We start from the raw sequence: 19,156 nt of genomic DNA on the forward strand, positions 1-19,156 counted from the left end.
GCACTGCGAAAACTGCGAATTTTGCTTAAAAAGTCAGTGCGTAACTGCGAATTTAACCCCCTTATAACTGCGAATTTTCGCAGTTAACAACGAATAAATAATAATCGATAAAGTAATAGTTAAACCGTTTAATCATGTCCTGTTACATGGTTAATTTTTAAGTGAATCGAAGCTGGTAATCTACAGGACTGGAGCTGAGTCTTAATGTTTGAAGCTTGGAAATACTTTGGCTTTTGATACGCCGCTATATTGCTTTCAGATTTAAGCTCTTTTTGTTTGGCTCGGTGAGTAATCATAGGATCAACGAGCAAGTGTTCATTGTTTGAATCACCCTTATATTTAGCTCTTAACTTACCCTCATTACATAAATAACTGTTAGCTGGCTTATTATGCTCCTTAGTGTGGTTTTTAGTGAGGTAGCTTATACGGTATGCTGCAGGATCGATTGAGGCTTTATCACCTCTGTGTATCATGTAATAAGGCTTATCAACAAAGTAAACGCTACCTTGGCAATGTTGAGCCCAATCCGCTTGAAGTTGAATAAGTATATTATGAGGGAGCATAGCCTTATGGCCACTTAGCAATAATACTAAATGGTAATGCTGCTTTTCAGATTTGTTTTGTTCTCTGGCACAGAAGTAACCTACCTTGCATTGATATTGTACCTCTAGTTTAGCAATGAACATTTTGAGAAATAAGCTCATAACTTTATTATCAACACTGAAAGTATGTGGGTGTAGATCTACCCTGACTAAGAATACTCTTGAGTAATAAGACAACATTATTTCAAACAATCGAAATACACGTTTTAATGCGACTGCATTTTGAGTACCCTTTTTAGGTTTATAAACACTATAGAGGTGATTTCGATAAGTGAAAAGAGATGAATTATTATCTGTTATTTTAAACATTATAAATTAAGGTATTTCATTAATAAGAAGATTGGTTTATTGGACTATAGATTTGGCCTTATATTATTAAAGGTCCACTGAAAAAATTTGACTATTTGATATATATAACCAGTTAAAATAAGGGTCTCGTTATTTTTCAAGCCTTATTTTTATGCTCTAGCTGTGTCAAAGTGCGTCACTAACAGATATAAAAAAGGCAGGTTGCTATACCTGCCTGTTGATTACTGATTAACGTATATCAAACCACAATTGAACATCTTTAAATTTCCACAATGAACGGCCGTTTATTATAATTGCGGGCATCGGAAATTGCCTTTTTTTTATACGACGGGCTAGTGTAGAACGACTTACATCGAGTATCTTTTGAATTTCTGGTTTACCAAGAAGACGGTTTTCGTCAATGTATTGCTCAATAGGGTCTGAAAAAGATGAATTCATGATGGATTAACTACTTCTCTTTCATTAATCCACAAGTTTATTTCACTCAAAAGCCAACAAACTGTCGATCCTGAGGGGTGTAACCGTCTGCGTTTGGGAAATTGCCCTTTTTGCTCTAACTCCCATGCGCCAGTACGGCAGACGGAAGTCAGTCTTTTACGCTCAGGTTCTCTAATAAGACGATCTGTTGGTGGCGTTAAAAGTTTGTTATTCATATTTGATTGCTCTCGTTTAAGTTGGTGTGAGAAAGCATATCGTTGATAAATAAGGGGGAATATTTGGCAATGCTAGCATAATAGGGGGTTATGCTAGCAGACGGTAGGTTATTTCGGGTTTATAAAGTGTTTATTGACTTCATCTGCTGAGAAGTTTTCATCCATCCATTGTGAAAGTTCTTGCGGTGATGGTTTACCCTTTGGTGGCCTGCCACCTTTAGACTTTTTATCCATAGCTTCACTGAAATACTCTTGCAAAGTACTGGTAGCTAAATTTTCTTGTCTGTACTTGGCTAACAAGTTAAATGTAGCTTGTGCCTTATCGGGTATTGGTGCTGAATAAATGCGTTTATCTGATTTCATTTTGTTGTTGATATTAAGTACTAGCAGTTTAGTTCTATTATGCCCCTCGTTAGACTTATCACCGCCAGCACTTTGAGACTCTTTGATTGTTTCGTTGTCCCTTAATGCCTGAATGTTTTCGACACTTTCATTGTAAACTCCGATTTTATTACCTAATAAAAGAGCATCTGTTAATAATTGGCTTAAGTGAATAAAAGCATCTGTATCACTAGCAAGTTTGCTGCTTAATACATTGAATCTTGAGATTAAATTAAGTGTTTTACTATGTATTTCTTTTGTTTCATGCAAGTAAATTTCATCTAACTTCATTTTATGGAAAGGTTGTTTATCTACTGCATTTAATGAAGTGAGAATGTTTTCCAGTGAATCCGCACCTAATGAGCCAAAACCGCTATTAGCTATAAGGTGGTCATCATCAATAATCTTCTGAGCTTCTTGAATTTTGGCAACATCAGTAATATGAATTTTATTGTTTTCTACTTTGGGGCAGTTTCTAAAGAATTTATCTTTTTTCATTGAATTTGGTTACTTTTGATTAAGTTAAATTATAATTTTTTGTAAGGTTTATGCTTGCTTAGCTAAGGGGGTAATGTTCGATACATCATTCACTAACGGAGCTATAAGGTGAGATAGTTTGGTTAACGCTTCGCGGCGCTGTTCAAAATAATCATATCTATCATATGTGCCATCAATCCCTTCTACTTTGTGATTAAGGCATTTTTTTGCAATATCCTTTGTAATGCCTAGTCCAGATAACAAGGTGCGACAAGTGCGGCGCATGTCATGAGGGGTAAAATCATCTACACCAGCCTTACCAAGGAAATTTTCATAAGGTTGTTTTTTACTATCAACTTTTTTCCCAAGTATTTTAGCTAGTGCATGGTTGAGGGTATCATCAGAAATATAGCCTCTGCGTTTACTTGCTCTTCTAGATGGAAACACATAGTCAGATCCACAAGACCTGATATGAAGCTCCTCAAACCAAGGGATAGTACTGTCAGGTAGGGGGATATTTATCGCAACGCCTGTTTTGCTTCGCTCAGCAGGAAGGCTCCAATCTTGCTTTTCAAAATCGAACTCTTGCCATTGTGCGGCAATCAATTCGCCTTTACGTACACCAAGAGAAACAAGTAATGCTAGAGCTAAATAATTATCGCGTGTGAATATGTCTGAATTATCGCGTAGGACTTTAAATGTAATGGTAAGTTCTGGTTCACTAAGTGCTCTGTCTCTGCTTTTTTCTTCACCGCCAGCATCAGTTACTTTAAAAGGACTTGCTGGATTATAAGTAATTAGCCCTAGCTTACATGCTTCGTTCAATAGCTGTTTACAGCATATTAATGTTTTATTGGCGACTGTTGGGCGTTTACTGGAGACGATTTTATCGAGAATGTTTTGAATGTCTATTGGAACAACTTGTGTAATAGCTAAGTTACCGATATGAGGCTTAATTTCATTGAGATAGTGTCGTTTATTAGCAGCATGACTTTTGATTCTTTTGCTTAATTTTGCATACCAAATTTCAAATAAATCATTAACTGTTTTTGGTTGGCCGTTACACAGTCTATTACGTTCAGCTAAGGGGTCTTTACCTGTTTTGGCAAGCAGTTTTATTTTTGCAGCTTCTGCTTTTGCTGCAACTAATGGCATTGTTGGGTACAGGCCACCTTCTATAGTCATGAAACGGCGTTTACTATTAATGGTGTAGCGAACTTCCCAGTACGCCAGCCCTTTAGTTTGTACGCGTATATAGAGACCATCACCAACGGGTTTTCTTGTTTTTACACCTGTCCGTATAAAAGCCTTTATTTGCTTATCATTCATGATGCTAGCCTAAAGTGGTTACTAAATTTATATGCAATGGTTACTACTTTGGTTTAGTAACCATTATAGTAACCACTTGGATATGTACTTTAGCAAACTATTACGAACAAGAGCAAACAGAAATTATAATTAAGTTATGATTTTTAAAGGCTTTATGAGCAGGTATTAACTCGCACGAACACTATTCTATATTCGCAATCTGCTCGCGCATCTGTTCAATTAATACTTTTAATTCTACTGCGCTAGCGGTAACGTCAGTATTGATAGATTTAGATCCTAGGGTGTTAGCTTCGCGGTTAAACTCTTGCATCATGAAATCTAAACGACGACCTTGGGCGCCACCCTTTTTCAAGATTTTTTTGGTTTCGCTAACGTGGCTGTTTAAGCGGTCAAGTTCTTCGGCAACATCCATTTTTTGCGCTAACAAAACAAGCTCTTGCTCTACGCGGCCTGAGTCTAGATCAATTTTAGCATCGGTGAATTTCTCAATGATGCGGTTACGCTGCCAAGCAATTACCTCTGGCATATGGGTTTGTACTTTATCGGCTTCGGCTGATATAGCATCAAGACGTTGTTCAATCATCACCTTAAGGTTTGCACCTTCGCTGGCGCGGGCTTCAATAAAGTCTTTCAGTGCTTGATCAAAACCAGCCAATAATTCAGCTTGAATGGCACTCATATCGGCTTCAGGAGCTTCCATCACACCAGGCCAACGCATTACTTCAATGGGGTTAACTTGGCTGTTTAGCGTGTGTCCATTAATCCAGTTAGCATGCTCAATAAGTTGCAAAGCGAGTTTTTCATTTAGGGCTAATTCACCCTTGTTCGCCGCGTTAGCATTAAAGCGTAAGTTACATTCAACTTTGCCGCGATTAAGCTGCTTACGAAAACGCTCACGTAACACCGGCTCTATGCCACGGAACTGTTCCGGTAAGCGAAAATATGTTTCTAAAAATCTTTGGTTAACCGAGCGAATTTCCCACACGGCGTTGCCCCAGTCGCCTTTAATTTCAACGCGAGCAAAAGCAGTCATGCTGTAGATCATAATCTTTCCTATTATTACTCAAAAAGTTTGTTTTATAAGAATGAACAGCGTGGATTATGCCTGAGCTAAAATACCAAGTCTATTAAGCTATTTCCCCACTCAGCGAGAAGTAAAAGGCATTGAGGCAAGGCATTGATTGCCGAGAATGGTAATTCAGGAGAATATGCTCCTGCATTCTCTAAGAGGCTACATCCATGTAGCATCCTTGTCAAAATCAATAACGCCGCTTAAAAGCCTTTTACTTTCTTATTAGGTAAGTGTCCCTTTTGAGGGCTTGCTAGAAAAGTGATAACTGCATAAATCTGTTTGATTTAGAATGACTAGACCAACACAAATTTTATTTGTTCTAACCTCCCTAGCATAACTCTGAGTAGGGAATAACTTTAATAGAGTTGGTATAATTATTTAACTAGTTTAGATTTTATGCCAGTGGGCCTTTATTTTATCGGCAACCCTAAAAGCGTTGGCATAAATGGTAAAGGTGTAGGGAACACTGCCACCGGTAGGCATAAATGAGCCATCGGTAACATATAAGTTATCTACTTCATGGGCTTGGCAGTTTTTATTAAGCACAGACGTTTTTGGATCATGACCAAAACGACAACCACCGGCCATTAAGTTAGTTGAGGGATAACCACTGACCGATGAGGAAATATTTTTAGCGCCTAAAGCGTCGAGTAGTCTTTCCGCTTTTTTTGATAAATACTCACCCACTTCAAGGTCATGGTCATGATAACCAATGCGAACTTTCGCTACTGGATCGCCCCATTGGTCGGTTACTGATTCATCTAGGCTGACAAAGCAGTCATCGGTAGGTAACCAATCATTAAATACTTCAAAACGTAGGGTTTTGTAGGAAGTGAATTCAGTCTTCATACTTTGTTTTAATTCTTCACCCCAAAGCAATTTGTCATCGCCGTTTTCATCCAAGCCCCATTGTGTGCCACGTGCTCTGGCGATGGGGTTTTGGTGAAATAAGAAATCGATAGTGCCACCTTTGGCTTGGCCTTTTTTATTGGCACCCGTAAAGTTCTTATCAGCGATTTGATACCAGTCTTGCAGGGCGCGATTAATAAAGGGGCCGACTTGTTTTAATTCGTTAATTTTTTGCTCAGATAAATCCGCATAATTAAAATCACCTTGGCCGGTGCCACCACCACTAAACAGTAAATTTTTTCCAACCTGACCACTGTTATTCGCTAAGCCTTGCGGGAATTTTTCACCGGTAGAGGCGAGTAATAAACGCGAGGTCTCAACCGCTTGACAGGCAACCACGTAGATTTTGGCATTGACTGATTTTTTACGACCATTGTTATCGTAATAATGTACGCCAGTAATCTTGCCATCTTTATCGCTCGCTATTTTATAGACCTTAGCATTGGCGACTATGGTGCAATTACCTGAGGCCACGGCGTGATTTAATAGCGCTGCTCGGCCACTGCCTTTGGCACCGGAAGAGCAACCATAACTGCTGCAATAGCCAGAATATTCACAGCTGCGTCTGCCCATGGCGGGTTTAGATAAAATCGCCCTAGGCACAGGGATAGCATGATAACCAATTTTTTTTGCGGCTTTATCTATCCATGACGACATAGGTAATTCGGCAATAGGCGGGTAGGGGAAGTCGGTTGAACGCGGCTCTTGGTGTGGATGTTCAACCACGCGGCCTGATACGCCAACTTCACGCTCTACTTTGGCATAATAAGGCTCAAGTTCATCGTAGCTAATCGGCCAATCGGCGACGTTAGCACCAGAAATACTACCAAACTCAGATTTCAAACGAAAATCTATCGGTTTTAATCGATGAAAGTAACCACTCATAAAGTTTGATGAGCCGCCAACTACGTTACCATTCCACCAACTCCAGCCAGAATCACTGGTTTTTTCACCTTGCCAAAAAGGTTTGTCATTTTCATCAAGGTACTCTTCTTCAATGACATGCTGTTCGTCAGTCAATTTAGGATTGTAAGCATCATGGATACTAATGGTTAGCTCATCTTTGAAGAATTCTTTTTCGGTTAACCAAGGGCCTTTTTCTAGCACTAATACTTTCGCCCCCGCTAGTGATAATTGATGGGCAATAGGCGAAGCGCCAGCACCACTACCGACTATACAAATATCATAAGTCATTGAAAACTCCTAGATTGAGGAGGGGTAAAGGCGTTGTTGTAAATAACTCTGTAGCGGCGGCCACTATCATCATTACAAGTGAAGCAAATATCATCATTTATCGAAACAGTCATGCTTTGCGGGTTCCTTGCTGGGCTCTTTTACGGCGGCTTGCTAGGCGTTTGTGGTCACTGTCTATTGCTGGTTTTACCTGCTCTTTGGCGGTATTGGTGTCAGTCACTTGGCCGAGTAAATTAATACGCGCTCTTTTAGGTAATTCAAAATAGCGTTGACCTTTTTCGGGCAGCGGAAAACCTGCTTGATGTTCTAGCCACTGATAACCTATGCCGTTGGGATTGCCACCATAACTTGGCGGAGCAAGCATGGCTTCAAAGATATAACCCAGTAAGGTATTGAGCCAATTTTGTCCGGCTGTTGATTGGCTAATGCCACGCAGTAACTGTTCTTTATCGGCAAAACTTAATTGGGAGAAATTGGCTGATTTTTCGCTGTTGGCATAACTATTTAACCAACCAACACCTTTGAGGATAAAGTCTTTTTCGTCTTGTTCGGTCGGTTGTACGGTCATTATTTGATGTAAATAGGCCGTTGCGCTAATTTCATTGGCACTGGGTCCTGTCGCGGAGCGGGGTAATAATTGATTAAGTGTGGCATCAAGTGTCAGCCAAGGATCTGTTTTAACTAAGGTCTTAAGTAACTCATTCAAGGAAACTTGCGCCTTAGCGGAAACACGGAACGTTGATAAACTGGCTAATGCACCCATACCTGCGGCAGCCTTAAGAAAGTGGCGGCGATCTTGTTGCTTTGCTTGTCTTTGTTTATCTTTGATAAATTCAGGCGTTTGATAACTTTTATCAAAAAAAGAAGTGACAGTAGCCAAGCTGATTATTCCCCAGATTGTTGGTCGTTGATTTGAGACGTGGCCTTAGCACGGGCTGTGCTATTTTCTACCGACCACTGAGTGAGAAAGCTTAACCATTGGACTTTGGAATAATTATTGTCGTCCAGAAGCTCCGCAGTATCTTTGGATAAAATCATTTTTCCTTGCGCCGTTGAAACATACATATGCGGATAACCTAATACTGGCGGTAATGATTTCATAAAATCATTATTTTCATTACTGTCACTGACATTCACTTTTAATAATACATATTGGCTATGCAGTGCATGATATACCTCAGGATTTTTAGCTAGAAAGTTGTCCATTTTATGGCACCAAGTACACCAATCCCCACCTATTTCGATCAGTACTTGGCGATTTGTTGCTTTAGCTAAAGTAAGGGCTGCAGTGGCATCTTTAAATGGGTCGCGTTGCTCATCATAGGAGGTACTATAAGTCGGCAAGTCAGCTGTGCTTGTGGTCGAGGCACTATTCGCCGCGGTAATGTTTGTTAAAAATAAGCTTAAGCTGATAAGCAATATGCTAAAAATTTTCATGATTCACTCTGATAATATTTGTTACTAGGTCAATTACATGACCTTGTGTTGGTGAACTATATTTCAAAAAAGTCTGATAAGCATTATAATAGCGACAATTAATTTATCCATTTTTACTATATCTTTACCTTAAAGGAACACTCTATGCGTCCAAGCGGCAGAACATTAGGGCAAATTCGCCCAGTAACAATTACCCGTCACTTTACTACTCATGCTGAAGGCTCAGTACTTATTGAGTTTGGCGATACTAAAGTAATTTGTACTGCTTCTGTTGAAGTCGGTGTGCCACGCTTTTTAAAAGGCCAAGGTAAAGGTTGGATTACGGCTGAATACGGTATGTTGCCTCGCTCGACTCATAAACGTATGCGTCGTGAAGCAGCTTCGGGCAAGCAAAGTGGCCGTACTTTAGAAATTTCTCGCTTAATTGCTCGTGCATTACGCGCGGCAGTTGATTTAAAAGCCTTAGGTGAAAATACTATCTCGGTTGATTGTGATGTTATCCAAGCTGATGGTGGTACGCGTACTGCGGCTATTACCGGCGCTTGTGTTGCGCTAGTGGATGCTCTTAACTACATGCGTGCTAAAGATATTATTAAAACTAACCCACTCAAGCATATGATTGCAGCAGTGTCAGTTGGTATTTATAAAGGCGAAGTGGTAGCTGATTTAGATTACCCAGAAGATTCAGCGGCAGATACTGATATGAACGTGGTAATGACTGATACCGGTAAACTGATTGAAGTACAAGGTACTGCTGAAGAAGCACCGTTTAGCTTTGAAGAAATGCAAGCCATGCTTGAATTAGCTAAAAGTGGTATCAATGAATTATTTGAAATACAAAAAGCAGCGTTAAGCTAAGCTATATTCAGTTAAGCTATGTTCAGATAAGTAACAGGAAAATAACTATGAAAGATTATCAACGCGAGTTTATTGAATTTGCTATCGAAAAGCAGGTATTACGTTTTGGTGAGTTCACCTTAAAGTCTGGCCGAGTTAGCCCGTATTTTTTTAATGCCGGTATGTTTAAAACCGGTGGCGATTTAGCGCGTTTAGGACGTTTTTATGCGGCGAGCTTAATGGACGCAAAAATTGATTTTGATTTGATTTTTGGTCCCGCTTATAAAGGTATTCCCATTGCAACGACCACAACCGTTGCTCTGTACGATCACCATAATTTAGATGTGCCTTATTGCTTTAACCGTAAAGAAGCAAAAACTCACGGTGAAGGTGGCTCATTAGTAGGCGCTGATCTTGAGGGTAAAATCATGCTAGTTGATGATGTTATCACTGCCGGTACTGCCATTCGTGAATCAATGGAAATCATTAAAGCACACGGCGCACAGCTTTCAGGTGTGTTGATTGCGCTTGATCGTCAAGAAAAAGGCCAAGGTGAGTTATCAGCGATTCAAGAAGTTGAACGTGATTTTGGTACGCAAGTTGCGTCGATTGTTACTTTAGGTGATGTGGTGACTTTCCTAGAAGAAAAGTTAGCCGAGCAAGGTGCTGAGAATTCAGCATTAGCCGAAAACTTAGCGAGCATTAAAAAATATCGTTTAGATTACGGTATCTAGCCTTCGATTTAAAACCTTACTAGTATATAACCTAGTTAAGGTATTTTAAATATTAACGCCTTTGAAGCATAGGTTTCAAAGGCGTTTTTTTTTGCGTAGAATAAAGCTCTATAGCTTAGATAGCGAATAAGACCAATTTAAACTCACAGGAATCATGATGAAAAATGTCACTAAGTACACGTTATTATTACTCTGGATGGTAAGTACTTGGTCATTTGGCCAAGAACCACAAGATTGTTTGAGCATTCAGGGGGATTTTGTCGCGTTAACTGATTCAGGTAAGTATCGCTTTACTGCCGAAGAAGGCAGTCATCGCCAAAGCCAAGGCTTATCAAGCATTAACTTTACCGAGCTAACAAGTTACCAGCAATATATTACCGCAAGCCAGCGGCTTATCGCCGATAAAAATCCGCGAGCTACTATGCCTTGTCCTATTATTACCGATACTTATCAGCAGTTAGCTAAACAGAATAACTGGTCAGCTACCCCTGAAATAAGTCAATTAATAGCGCCGTTCGAATTACCCCAAGGGAATAAAGAAAAAGCTATTTTACTTATTCACGGCTTAACTGACTCACCTTTTATATTTCATGATCTGGCGCAATTCTTCTACCAACAAGGTTTTACCGTCAGAACATTATTGTTGCCAGGCCACGGTACAGCACCTTCTGGCTTGCTAGATGTTAGCTACCAGGAATGGCAGCACGCGACTAAATTTGCTATCGAGACTACATTGCATGATTTTGAACAAGTCTATCTAGGTGGTTTTTCTACCGGTGGAGCGCTTATTTTTGATTATTTAATGCAACAGCCGGTGGCTAACAAAAAAATTAAAGGCTTGTTGATGTGGTCACCGGCTTCAAAGGCAAAAAATGATTCAGCTTGGCTAGCGCAATATGTTGACTATATTCCTTTTGTTGACTGGATTGATCTGGATGCTGATATTGATTTTGCTAAATATGAATCTTTTCCTTACAACGCCGCCGCACAAGTACATGGCATAATGAGCCGTATCGTCGGGGAAAACGCCATGGACGATCGTGTACTGCATGATATTCCACTCTTTGTCGTAGCAAGTGAACATGATCAAACCATAAATACCAAGCAAACTTTGCTCTTGATAGAGCAGTGGCAACAACAGGCAAGTACAGCGAAAACCAAAAAAAGTGCCCTGATTTATTATGGCGATAAAGGCAGTTTACCGCCAACGTTACTAACAAGTATTAAGGTCATGGTGCCGAGTTGTTCAGCCGGTGAAATATGTGAAGGCATTTTTGATATCGCGCATACCGCGACAACTAATGCCCCAGATAACCCACATTATGGCGCTGCCGGGCAATACCGAAATTGTGGTCATTATCAAACAGAGCCTGCACGTTATCAAGAATGCAAAGAGGCAAGTAAGACCATTAAAGGTGAGCTTCGCCCAGAGAATCTTAATAAAGAACAACCTCTGCAAAGGTTAACTTACAATCCATATTATCAACATATGCTTGCAACGATGACCGGGTTTTTGAGGGCAACTCAGCTATCAGTGAGTGATTAGCGCACGTATTTCACCTCCGTGCTTAAAATATAACAGCATCTGGCTATAGGTCATTCCAGAGGTCACTGCTCTGGAATCCACTCTGCGTTAGCGCGCGTATTTTATCCACTCAAGTTAAAGCCCCTGTTAAGCATCCCTAATTTGGGATGAATTTTCATTTTACTCATCCCAAAAGTGGGATGGGTCAACTCAACAAACCAACCAATTGATGTAACTGACTGTTTTATAATGTTATTTTTTATGGCACAACTTTCGCTTAGTTAACACTATATTCAAAAGTAATTTAGGTCTGTTATGGACATCATTAAAAAAGCTAAAAAGCCCATTTATAAAAATATAAAGTTCATTACCGCTGCAGGCGTAGTTGCACTGGCTGGTTTATTGATCGCTAGTTCACAAATGCGCTTTGCAGGTTTTACGGTACAAAAAAACTCGGTTGTTACTGCTGTGGTTGAGCAGGGCGATTTTGATATTAAAATTTCAGGACCCGGTATTTTAGCCCCTAGGGATGTACGTTGGGTTGCCAGTACAGTCGCTGGCAAGGTTGAACGTATTTTAGTCAAACCAGGAGCACATGTTGACAAAGGACAATTAATTGTTGAGTTGGTTAATCCTGAGTTAGACCAAAAAGTAGAGGAGTTGCACTGGGAAGTTGCAGCGATGCAAGCACAAACCCGCGCATTAAAGGTTGGTCACGACACACAGGTACTTGATATGAAAGCCAGTACTTTAGAAACACAAATGCAATACGAAAAAGCAAAAATGCGCTTGGATGCTGAAGCGAAGTTAATCAAAGTGGGTAACTCTACAGTGTCAAAATTGGATTTTGCCTCATCAAAACTAACGGTTAATCAGCTGGTCAAAACCATTGAAATTAATGAAATGAGAGCAAAGCAGTTATTACTTAATTTGGCGGCACAATTTGAAGCACAAATCGCCTTACTTAATAAGCTAAAAAAGCGCTATGAAAGAGCGCAATTTCAACTTGCCTCTCTTAATGTTGAAGCGCCTGTAGCGGGTGTATTACAAGCTATGCCACTTGAGTTAGGTCAACGTGTTGCTATTGGCGGCAACATAGCCAAGTTTGCTAAGAAAGGCGATTTAATTGCCGAATTAAAAGTACCTGAACTCAATGCTGGCGATATCATTATTGGCCAACATGTCAGCGTTGATACTCGTTTTAGTCAAATACAAGGCAAGGTCATTCGTATCGACCCAGCAGTAGTGAATGGCACGGTACAAGTAGATGTTGAACTCACCTCAACATTACCCGATGAAGCAAGACCTGATCTTTCTATCGACGGTGAAATATACATAACCCAGAAGAAAAATAGCATATTCGTTCGACGTCCGGCTTTTTCTCAAGCCAATCAAACCATGTCTATTTACTTACTTAATAACGAACAAAACAGCGCCAGACAAACGCAGGTGCAATTCGGCTTATCGTCGAGTATTGATATAGAAATACTTAGCGGATTAAAAGCGGGAGACCGAATCATAGTGTCAGAGCAAAGTAGCTTTGAACGCCATAAACAAGTTGCGCTGAATTAAAGCGGCAACCAGTGCAAACCAATAACTAGCCAAGAAAAAAATAATTAAACAATTACAACTAACAACATCAAGATTAACAAAGGGATAACCAATGAAGACATTAATTAAGTTAGCCAACCTAAAAAAAGTATTCTCTACCGATGAAGTAGAAACACATGCGCTGAGTGATATTAATTTAGAGATTAAGCAAGGGGAATACTTATCTATTGCTGGTCCGTCGGGGTGTGGTAAGTCAACACTCTTATCAATATTGGGTTTGTTAGATACTAGCTCTGAAGGCTGTTATACCTTAAATGGTCATGATGTCGTTGATATTAATGCTAAGCAAAGAGCGGCAATACGTAATAAAGAGATTGGTTTTGTTTTTCAATCTTTTAACTTAATCAGCGAATTAACGGTTGCTGAGAATGTTGCGCTGCCATTAACGTATCGCAAAGACTTAAGTAAAACAGAACGTACTGAGCTAGTCACTGCAGCACTCGAGAAAGTCGATATGGGTCATCGCACCAAACATTACCCGTCGCAATTATCAGGTGGTCAACAGCAACGTGTTGCGGTAGCGCGTGCTATTGCCGGCAACCCATCAATAATTTTAGCGGATGAACCTACGGGTAACCTTGATTCGAAAAATGCTGAATTGGTGATGGCTTTACTTGATAAGTTACATGCCGAAGGCGCAACTATTTGTATGGTGACTCATGACCCTCGTGGTGCTAAACGTGCTGAGCGTATTATTGAAATTTTTGATGGTCGTATTGTTTCTGACTCACCTACCTCTGAAACTCATATTGAAGAAGCTGTGGCTTAAGGATAAATGATGAATATTTTGTCAGATATAAATTTCGCGTTTCGAACCTTGATTAAAAACCCTAAGTTTACCGCGTTAACTATTTTTGTGATGACCACAGGTTTAACATTATGTATTTACATGTTTAGCTTTATTCATGGTTCATTAGTTGCGCCACTGCCTTTTGAAAATGGCGAACGCATAAGAGCGGTTGATACTATATACAATGGCATGCAGTACCAAGGTACTAGCTTTAGGGTTCATGATTTTGAAGATATAAAAAAGCGTGTGCAAAGTTATGAGGTATTTGATGCCTATGATCAAGGCACAGTTAATCTTAGTACAACTGACCGCGCGGTGAAATACACAGGACACTACGTAAAAGAAAGCTTCTTTGAAATATCTGAAGCCAAACCACAATTAGGTCGCTTATTAACCAATGACGATGGTTTGTCAGGTGCTGAGCCGGTGACACTTATTAGCCACACACTGTGGCAAAATATGTTTGCGGGCGATAAAGATATTTTAGGTAAAAAGTTAAGAATAAATACTGAGCCAACCACCATTGTTGGTGTTATGCCCGATAGTTATCAATTTCCGAGTGCGGGTAGAATTTGGCTACCTTATACCACCACAGCTAAAGGCATTGCCCGTAAAGATGGTGATTATGTTGCTGTCTATGGTGTTTTAAAGCCAGGTATTAGTGATGAACAAGCCAACGCTGAGTTACGCAGTTTAATGGCAGAGTTAGAAGAAAGTTACCCTAAACTTAATTCAAATACTTCGGCGCATGTTTGGACTTTACAATCAGCAGCGATGGGTAGCGGCACGCCTACTATTATACTCGCCATGGAGTTAGCGGTAGGTTTTATCTTATTACTGGCTTGTATAAATGTTGGTAACTTATTGTTTTCAAGAGCAATAGAAAAAGGTAAAGAAACCGCTATTCGCACTGCATTAGGTGCGCCTCGATCAAGATTGATCATGCAGATGATGTGGGAATCTACCCTTATTTGTACTATTTCTGGGGTTTTAGCGGTACTTTTTGCCGGTTTGTGGCTAGAGGTCGCCAATAAAGATTTATTGTCTTCATTTCCTTTTGATCCGCCTTTTTGGTGGAATATTCAGATTACTCAAAGCTCTATTATAGCGGCGATAGTGATTACCTTAGTTACGGCACTTATTACTGGAATATTACCCGCTCTTAAGGCCACCTCTGGCGATTTTAATGCCACTTTAAGAGATGGTACTCGTGGCGCTCAAAGCAAAGCATCGGGTAGATTAAGTAAAATGATTGTTATTTCTGAAGTCGTTTTGTCTTGTGCCTTGTTATTGCTTTCAACAGGCATGGTCTATTCGGTAAATCAGCAGAACAATATTGACTATGGCACTACGATTGAAGATATATTCACAGCGCGTGTTGGCTTGCCTGAGGCTGAATATAAAAGTGATGAAAAAAGATTACAGTATTATCAAAACTTAAAGGCCACTTTATTGGCCGAGCCTGAAATTTCGGCGGTAAGTTTAACTCGAACAATACCGGGTAATGGTGCTAGTTATCAAAACATTTTACTTGAGGGTGTTGATTACGGTAAAAAACCGCAATACCCAAGTTCAAGCTCTGTTGGCGTTGACCATAATTACTTCTCCGTCATGACTATTAACTTACGCGAAGGTCGACTTTTCGACTCAAGAGATAAAATAGGCAGCCCATTAACCGCAGTGGTTACCGATAAGTTTGTCAATAAATTCTTCAAAGACGGTGTCGCACTGGGTAAACGTTTTAAGTTTATTGAAACAGATAACGATTGGTATACCGTTATTGGTGTAGTTAATGATGTTATTCATGGCCAGCCAATGTCATTTAATATTGAAAAACCAACCGCGTTTATCTCTATACAGCAAACCCCTAAACGTTTTATGTCAGTGGTTATTAAAACAGTCGCAAGCGATGCGCAAAACGTGCCTAATTTAGCGAAAATAGTTGCCGATAGTATTCAAAAAGTCGAACGTGATGCGCCAGCTTACGATATTAAAACCTTACGAAACTCTATTATTGGCCGTAATGCCGGTATGAACTTTGTTAGTGAGCTCTTTCTGGTGTTTGCTGCCGCGTCTATGGTCTTGGCGTTTAGCGGTATTTATGGCGTGATGTCGAATACCATCATACAAAAAACCCAAGAAATTGGCATTAGAAGAGCGTTGGGTGCAGATAACAGTGATATTTATAAATACTTTATCAAACAAGGCTTAAAGCAGTTAGTTATCGGTTTAGCGATTGGTGTACCAATGGGAGTGGCACTAGTGACTATGTTAGAAGAGTCTTCAATAGCACAAGGCTCGCTTATGCTATATTTCTCTGTGCCAGCTTTTATCAGCTTTATTATTTTACTGGCGGTGTACTACCCGGTAAGTAGAGCGCTTAAAATGGAACCATGTGAAGCGTTAAGACATGAATAATTTCATCCTAAACAGAATCGAAATTAACTAAATATTAAAAAGCCTTTTCTTAGAAAAGGCTTTTTGTCATAGTACTTTCTCACTTAATAGAAAGAATTTAAGCCGTTTACTTAATAACAGGAAGTTTTTGTGTCCCATATCCTTATCGCAGATGATGATGCCAGCATAGTTGCCGCTTTACGCTTATTTTTAAAAAGTGAAGGTTTTAAGGTCACAACGGCTACCAGTCCTGCTGAAGTTGAGTTCTTAATAAAATCTAAAGAAATAGATTTGGCGTTAATTGATCTTAATTATCAGCTAGATACTACCTCAGGTTTGGAAGGGTTAGCGCTTACCCAAAAGCTGAAAGATTATGATGCTGATTTAGCGGTAGTTTGTATGACCGGTTGGGCTACCGTTGAAATTGCCGTACAAGTAATGCAGTCTGGCGCGGGCGATTTCATTCAAAAACCTTGGGAAAATGATCGGTTGTTATCGGTGATTAACAATCAACTAGCGCTACGTCGACAAACTAAAAATAATTTAAAACTCACCGAAGAAAATAATAACTTAAAGCAGCAAATTGCGGTGTTAGATGGTAATGACATGGTGGCTGAGTCCCCAGCAATGAAAAGCTTGCTTACTACCCTTGAGCAAATTGCCCCGGCTGATATCAATATTTTAATTACTGGCGAAAACGGCACAGGTAAAAGCTTATTGGCCAATCATATTCATCAATTGAGTCTGCGTGCAGATAATACCTTTGTCTCGGTTAATATGGGCGCAATCACCGATTCTTTATTTGAAAGTGAAATGTTTGGTCATGTTAAGGGCGCTTTTACCGATGCCAAGGAGAATCGGATTGGCCGCGTTGAGTTAGCAGAGCACGGCACGTTATTTTTAGATGAGATTGCCAACATCCCCTTAGCTCAGCAAGCTAAACTGCTTAGGCTATTAGAAGAGCACCAATATGAAAAAGTGGGTGCCAGTAAAACTCAACAAGCAAACATTAGAGTGATCAGTGCGACCAATAGTGATTTACTACAAATGGTAAAAGATAAAAGCTTTCGCCAAGATTTACTCTTCCGTTTGAATACCTTTGTTGTTGAAATTCCGCCATTAAAAGCACGCCTTGAGGATATTTTACCTATGGCGGAAGCCTTTATAGCGAAATGTGCGACTCGATATAAAAAAGCCAAGCCTAAGTTGTCAGTTCAAGCGGAACAGCAATTATTAGCTTACCCATGGCCAGGCAATGTCAGGGAGTTAAGTCATACCCTAGAAAGAGCGACCTTATTAGCCAGTGATGAAATCCTTACTGAGCATTTAATGTTGGTTGAAGTTGAGGGGGCAGCAACACCCGAAGCCACTTTCGCTAAGCAAGGTGATTTTGACGATGAAATGACCATGGATGACATTGAAAAAACAGTGATTGAGCAACGGTTAAGGCTCAATAAAGGTAATGCTTCTGATGCCGCAAAATCTTTGGCAATGAGTCGCAGCGCTTTTTACCGTCGCTTAGATAAATTTGGACTCTAATTCATGTTTACTGGTCCTTTTGAAAAACGCATATTCACCACGGTATTATGGGCTATTTTACCTAGCTACTTTCTGGCACTGTTTTTATTGTGGTACATAGACAGCTCTTTTTATTTACAGGCGTTGGTGACTATTTTCTTGTCAGCCATGGTCGGCTTTTCTTTTCATCATTTTTACTATGATATTAAAGACCAGTTTATTTCACTGGCCAACCTTATCGAAGCGTTGAATATTGGTGACTTTTCCTTGCGTGGTAAAGCTGAAGTAGGGCAGAGCGGCCACAGTGATTTAATTAGACAGGTCAATAAATTAGCGGATTCACTCACCACTGCTCGTTATGACTTTAAAGAGAGTCAGTTACTGCTAGCTAAGGTGATTAAACAAATTAAAGTGGCCATTATTGCCTGTGATCAACAGGGTAAAATTACCATGGTAAACCCAGAAACAGAGTTATTACTGGGATTAAATGAGTCTAAATTGCGCCATAAAACATTAGCGGATGTCAATTTAGGGCAATTGAGTGAACTGAGCTCTAATTCGATAGAAAAACTGACTTTCGGCTCTCGCACCGCCCGTTGGCATATTTTCAAAGACGGTTTTCGTGATCAAGGTAAGCAACATAGCTTATATATTTTTTCAGATTTAGATTTATTACTCAGCCAACAAGAGCAAGAAGCATGGAAGAATTTGGTCAGAGTATTAAGTCATGAAATTAATAACTCATTAGCACCGATTATCTCGTTAGCTTCAACATTAGATAAATTAACTGCTCGAAGTGATATTGAACGTGAAGATAAAGAAGATATTCAATTAGGTTTAAAGGTTATTCAAGATAGAGCAACCAGTTTAAAGCACTTTCTTGCCGGTTATCGGGTACTCACTCACTTGCCGAAACCGAAACTTCAATCAGTCGATATCATTCCTGTTATTGAGCAGTTGGTATCATTACTAAATTATCCGGTAAATTTGAGTTTACCTAGTAAAATGGAGCTGTTGATTGATGTTGCCCAGTTTGAGCAATGCCTAATTAACCTGTTAAAAAATGCCCATGAAGCCTCAGAAAAAAATAGCGAAATTGATTTATTAATAAAGGTTAAGGCTAATCAAGTTCTTCTCTATATTCTCGATAAGGGCCCAGGTATACAAAATTTAGATAATATTTTTGTGCCCTTATTTACCACCAAAGCAGAGGGAACAGGCATTGGCTTGTCGTTGTGTAAACAAATCATTGAAGGCCATCAAGGTCAGTTACGTTTATCGAATAGAGCTGAAGGTGGTTGTCAGGTTGAGATTAATTTACCGAGATAAAGGCTAAGCTTGTTCTGAGCTATTTTAAGATGTTGTGCTTGGCTAGCTGTCA

16 protein-coding genes are annotated in these 19,156 nt (G+C 39.8%); 8 read left to right on the forward strand and 8 right to left on the reverse strand.

Going from position 1 to position 19,156, the window contains the following annotated elements; genetic code table 11:
• Nucleotides 1–128 precede the first annotated feature (128 nt).
• From F580_RS25110 to F580_RS0120665, 8 genes are all read right to left on the reverse strand, one after another.
• Nucleotides 129–911, reverse strand: coding sequence for a YagK/YfjJ domain-containing protein (locus tag F580_RS25110; protein WP_019029661.1), 783 nt, complete (start codon nucleotides 909–911; stop codon nucleotides 129–131).
• A 434-nt stretch (nucleotides 912–1,345) separates the two neighbouring features.
• Nucleotides 1,346–1,564 (reverse strand): helix-turn-helix transcriptional regulator, encoded by a 219-nt coding sequence (locus tag F580_RS25115; RefSeq protein ID WP_019029663.1) that lies wholly within the window; start codon nucleotides 1,562–1,564, stop codon nucleotides 1,346–1,348.
• A gap of 108 nt (nucleotides 1,565–1,672) precedes the next feature.
• Entirely contained in the window at nucleotides 1,673–2,443 is a 771-nt protein-coding gene (locus tag F580_RS0120640; protein ID WP_019029664.1) for a hypothetical protein, read from the reverse strand.
• Nucleotides 2,444–2,491: 48 nt separating this feature from the next.
• Nucleotides 2,492–3,751, reverse strand: coding sequence for a tyrosine-type recombinase/integrase (locus F580_RS0120645; protein ID WP_019029665.1), 1,260 nt, complete (start codon nucleotides 3,749–3,751; stop codon nucleotides 2,492–2,494).
• 181 nt (nucleotides 3,752–3,932) lie between these two features.
• Entirely contained in the window at nucleotides 3,933–4,796 is an 864-nt protein-coding gene (locus F580_RS0120650) for a YicC/YloC family endoribonuclease (RefSeq protein WP_019029666.1), read from the reverse strand.
• 414 nt (nucleotides 4,797–5,210) lie between these two features.
• On the reverse strand, nucleotides 5,211–6,926 hold the full coding sequence (locus F580_RS0120655) for a GMC family oxidoreductase (RefSeq protein WP_019029667.1): 1,716 nt from the start codon (nucleotides 6,924–6,926) through the stop codon (nucleotides 5,211–5,213).
• 109 nt (nucleotides 6,927–7,035) lie between these two features.
• Nucleotides 7,036–7,806, reverse strand: a complete 771-nt coding sequence (locus tag F580_RS0120660; protein WP_019029668.1) for a gluconate 2-dehydrogenase subunit 3 family protein — start codon at nucleotides 7,804–7,806, stop codon at nucleotides 7,036–7,038.
• A 5-nt stretch (nucleotides 7,807–7,811) separates the two neighbouring features.
• On the reverse strand, nucleotides 7,812–8,363 hold the full coding sequence (locus F580_RS0120665; protein ID WP_019029669.1) for a thioredoxin family protein: 552 nt from the start codon (nucleotides 8,361–8,363) through the stop codon (nucleotides 7,812–7,814).
• A 144-nt stretch (nucleotides 8,364–8,507) separates the two neighbouring features.
• On the opposite strand from F580_RS0120665, the gene rph reads away from it, so the two are divergent.
• From rph to F580_RS0120705, 8 genes are all read left to right on the forward strand, one after another.
• Nucleotides 8,508–9,221, forward strand: a complete 714-nt coding sequence (gene rph, locus F580_RS0120670; protein ID WP_019029670.1) for a ribonuclease PH — start codon at nucleotides 8,508–8,510, stop codon at nucleotides 9,219–9,221.
• A gap of 47 nt (nucleotides 9,222–9,268) precedes the next feature.
• Nucleotides 9,269–9,934 (forward strand): orotate phosphoribosyltransferase, encoded by a 666-nt coding sequence (gene pyrE, locus F580_RS0120675; RefSeq protein ID WP_019029671.1) that lies wholly within the window; start codon nucleotides 9,269–9,271, stop codon nucleotides 9,932–9,934.
• 157 nt (nucleotides 9,935–10,091) lie between these two features.
• Nucleotides 10,092–11,480 (forward strand): alpha/beta hydrolase, encoded by a 1,389-nt coding sequence (locus F580_RS0120680; RefSeq protein ID WP_019029672.1) that lies wholly within the window; start codon nucleotides 10,092–10,094, stop codon nucleotides 11,478–11,480.
• Between the two features lie 294 nt (nucleotides 11,481–11,774).
• Nucleotides 11,775–13,031: an efflux RND transporter periplasmic adaptor subunit gene (locus tag F580_RS0120685; protein WP_019029673.1), complete on the forward strand. Its 1,257-nt coding sequence runs from the start codon at nucleotides 11,775–11,777 to the stop codon at nucleotides 13,029–13,031.
• Between the two features lie 91 nt (nucleotides 13,032–13,122).
• The gene (locus F580_RS0120690) at nucleotides 13,123–13,839 is read left to right on the forward strand and encodes an ABC transporter ATP-binding protein (RefSeq protein ID WP_019029674.1); all 717 of its coding nucleotides are present in this window, start codon (nucleotides 13,123–13,125) and stop codon (nucleotides 13,837–13,839) included.
• Between the two features lie 9 nt (nucleotides 13,840–13,848).
• Complete coding sequence (locus F580_RS0120695; RefSeq protein WP_019029675.1) at nucleotides 13,849–16,278, forward strand: ADOP family duplicated permease; 2,430 nt, start codon at nucleotides 13,849–13,851, stop codon at nucleotides 16,276–16,278.
• Between the two features lie 129 nt (nucleotides 16,279–16,407).
• Nucleotides 16,408–17,796, forward strand: coding sequence for a sigma-54-dependent transcriptional regulator (locus F580_RS0120700; RefSeq protein ID WP_019029676.1), 1,389 nt, complete (start codon nucleotides 16,408–16,410; stop codon nucleotides 17,794–17,796).
• 3 nt (nucleotides 17,797–17,799) lie between these two features.
• Complete coding sequence (locus tag F580_RS0120705) at nucleotides 17,800–19,104, forward strand: sensor histidine kinase (protein WP_019029677.1); 1,305 nt, start codon at nucleotides 17,800–17,802, stop codon at nucleotides 19,102–19,104.
• Nucleotides 19,105–19,156: the final 52 nt, after the last annotated feature.

It is taken from the genome of Colwellia piezophila ATCC BAA-637 (genome assembly GCF_000378625.1).
GTDB lineage: Bacteria > Pseudomonadota > Gammaproteobacteria > Enterobacterales > Alteromonadaceae > Colwellia > Colwellia piezophila.

Coding starts and splice junctions, on each gene's coding strand:
- rph (WP_019029670.1), top strand. CDS start 8,508: ATGCGTCCAAGCGGCAGAACATTAGGGCAAATTCGCCCAGTAACAATT.
- F580_RS0120655 (WP_019029667.1), bottom strand. CDS start 6,926: ATGACTTATGATATTTGTATAGTCGGTAGTGGTGCTGGCGCTTCGCCT.
- F580_RS0120680 (WP_019029672.1), top strand. CDS start 10,092: ATGAAAAATGTCACTAAGTACACGTTATTATTACTCTGGATGGTAAGT.
- F580_RS0120695 (WP_019029675.1), top strand. CDS start 13,849: ATGAATATTTTGTCAGATATAAATTTCGCGTTTCGAACCTTGATTAAA.
- F580_RS0120705 (WP_019029677.1), top strand. CDS start 17,800: ATGTTTACTGGTCCTTTTGAAAAACGCATATTCACCACGGTATTATGG.
- F580_RS25110 (WP_019029661.1), bottom strand. CDS start 911: ATGTTTAAAATAACAGATAATAATTCATCTCTTTTCACTTATCGAAAT.
- F580_RS0120645 (WP_019029665.1), bottom strand. CDS start 3,751: ATGAATGATAAGCAAATAAAGGCTTTTATACGGACAGGTGTAAAAACA.
- F580_RS0120685 (WP_019029673.1), top strand. CDS start 11,775: ATGGACATCATTAAAAAAGCTAAAAAGCCCATTTATAAAAATATAAAG.
- F580_RS0120640 (WP_019029664.1), bottom strand. CDS start 2,443: ATGAAAAAAGATAAATTCTTTAGAAACTGCCCCAAAGTAGAAAACAAT.
- F580_RS25115 (WP_019029663.1), bottom strand. CDS start 1,564: ATGAATAACAAACTTTTAACGCCACCAACAGATCGTCTTATTAGAGAA.
- F580_RS0120665 (WP_019029669.1), bottom strand. CDS start 8,363: ATGAAAATTTTTAGCATATTGCTTATCAGCTTAAGCTTATTTTTAACA.
- pyrE (WP_019029671.1), top strand. CDS start 9,269: ATGAAAGATTATCAACGCGAGTTTATTGAATTTGCTATCGAAAAGCAG.
- F580_RS0120650 (WP_019029666.1), bottom strand. CDS start 4,796: ATGATCTACAGCATGACTGCTTTTGCTCGCGTTGAAATTAAAGGCGAC.
- F580_RS0120690 (WP_019029674.1), top strand. CDS start 13,123: ATGAAGACATTAATTAAGTTAGCCAACCTAAAAAAAGTATTCTCTACC.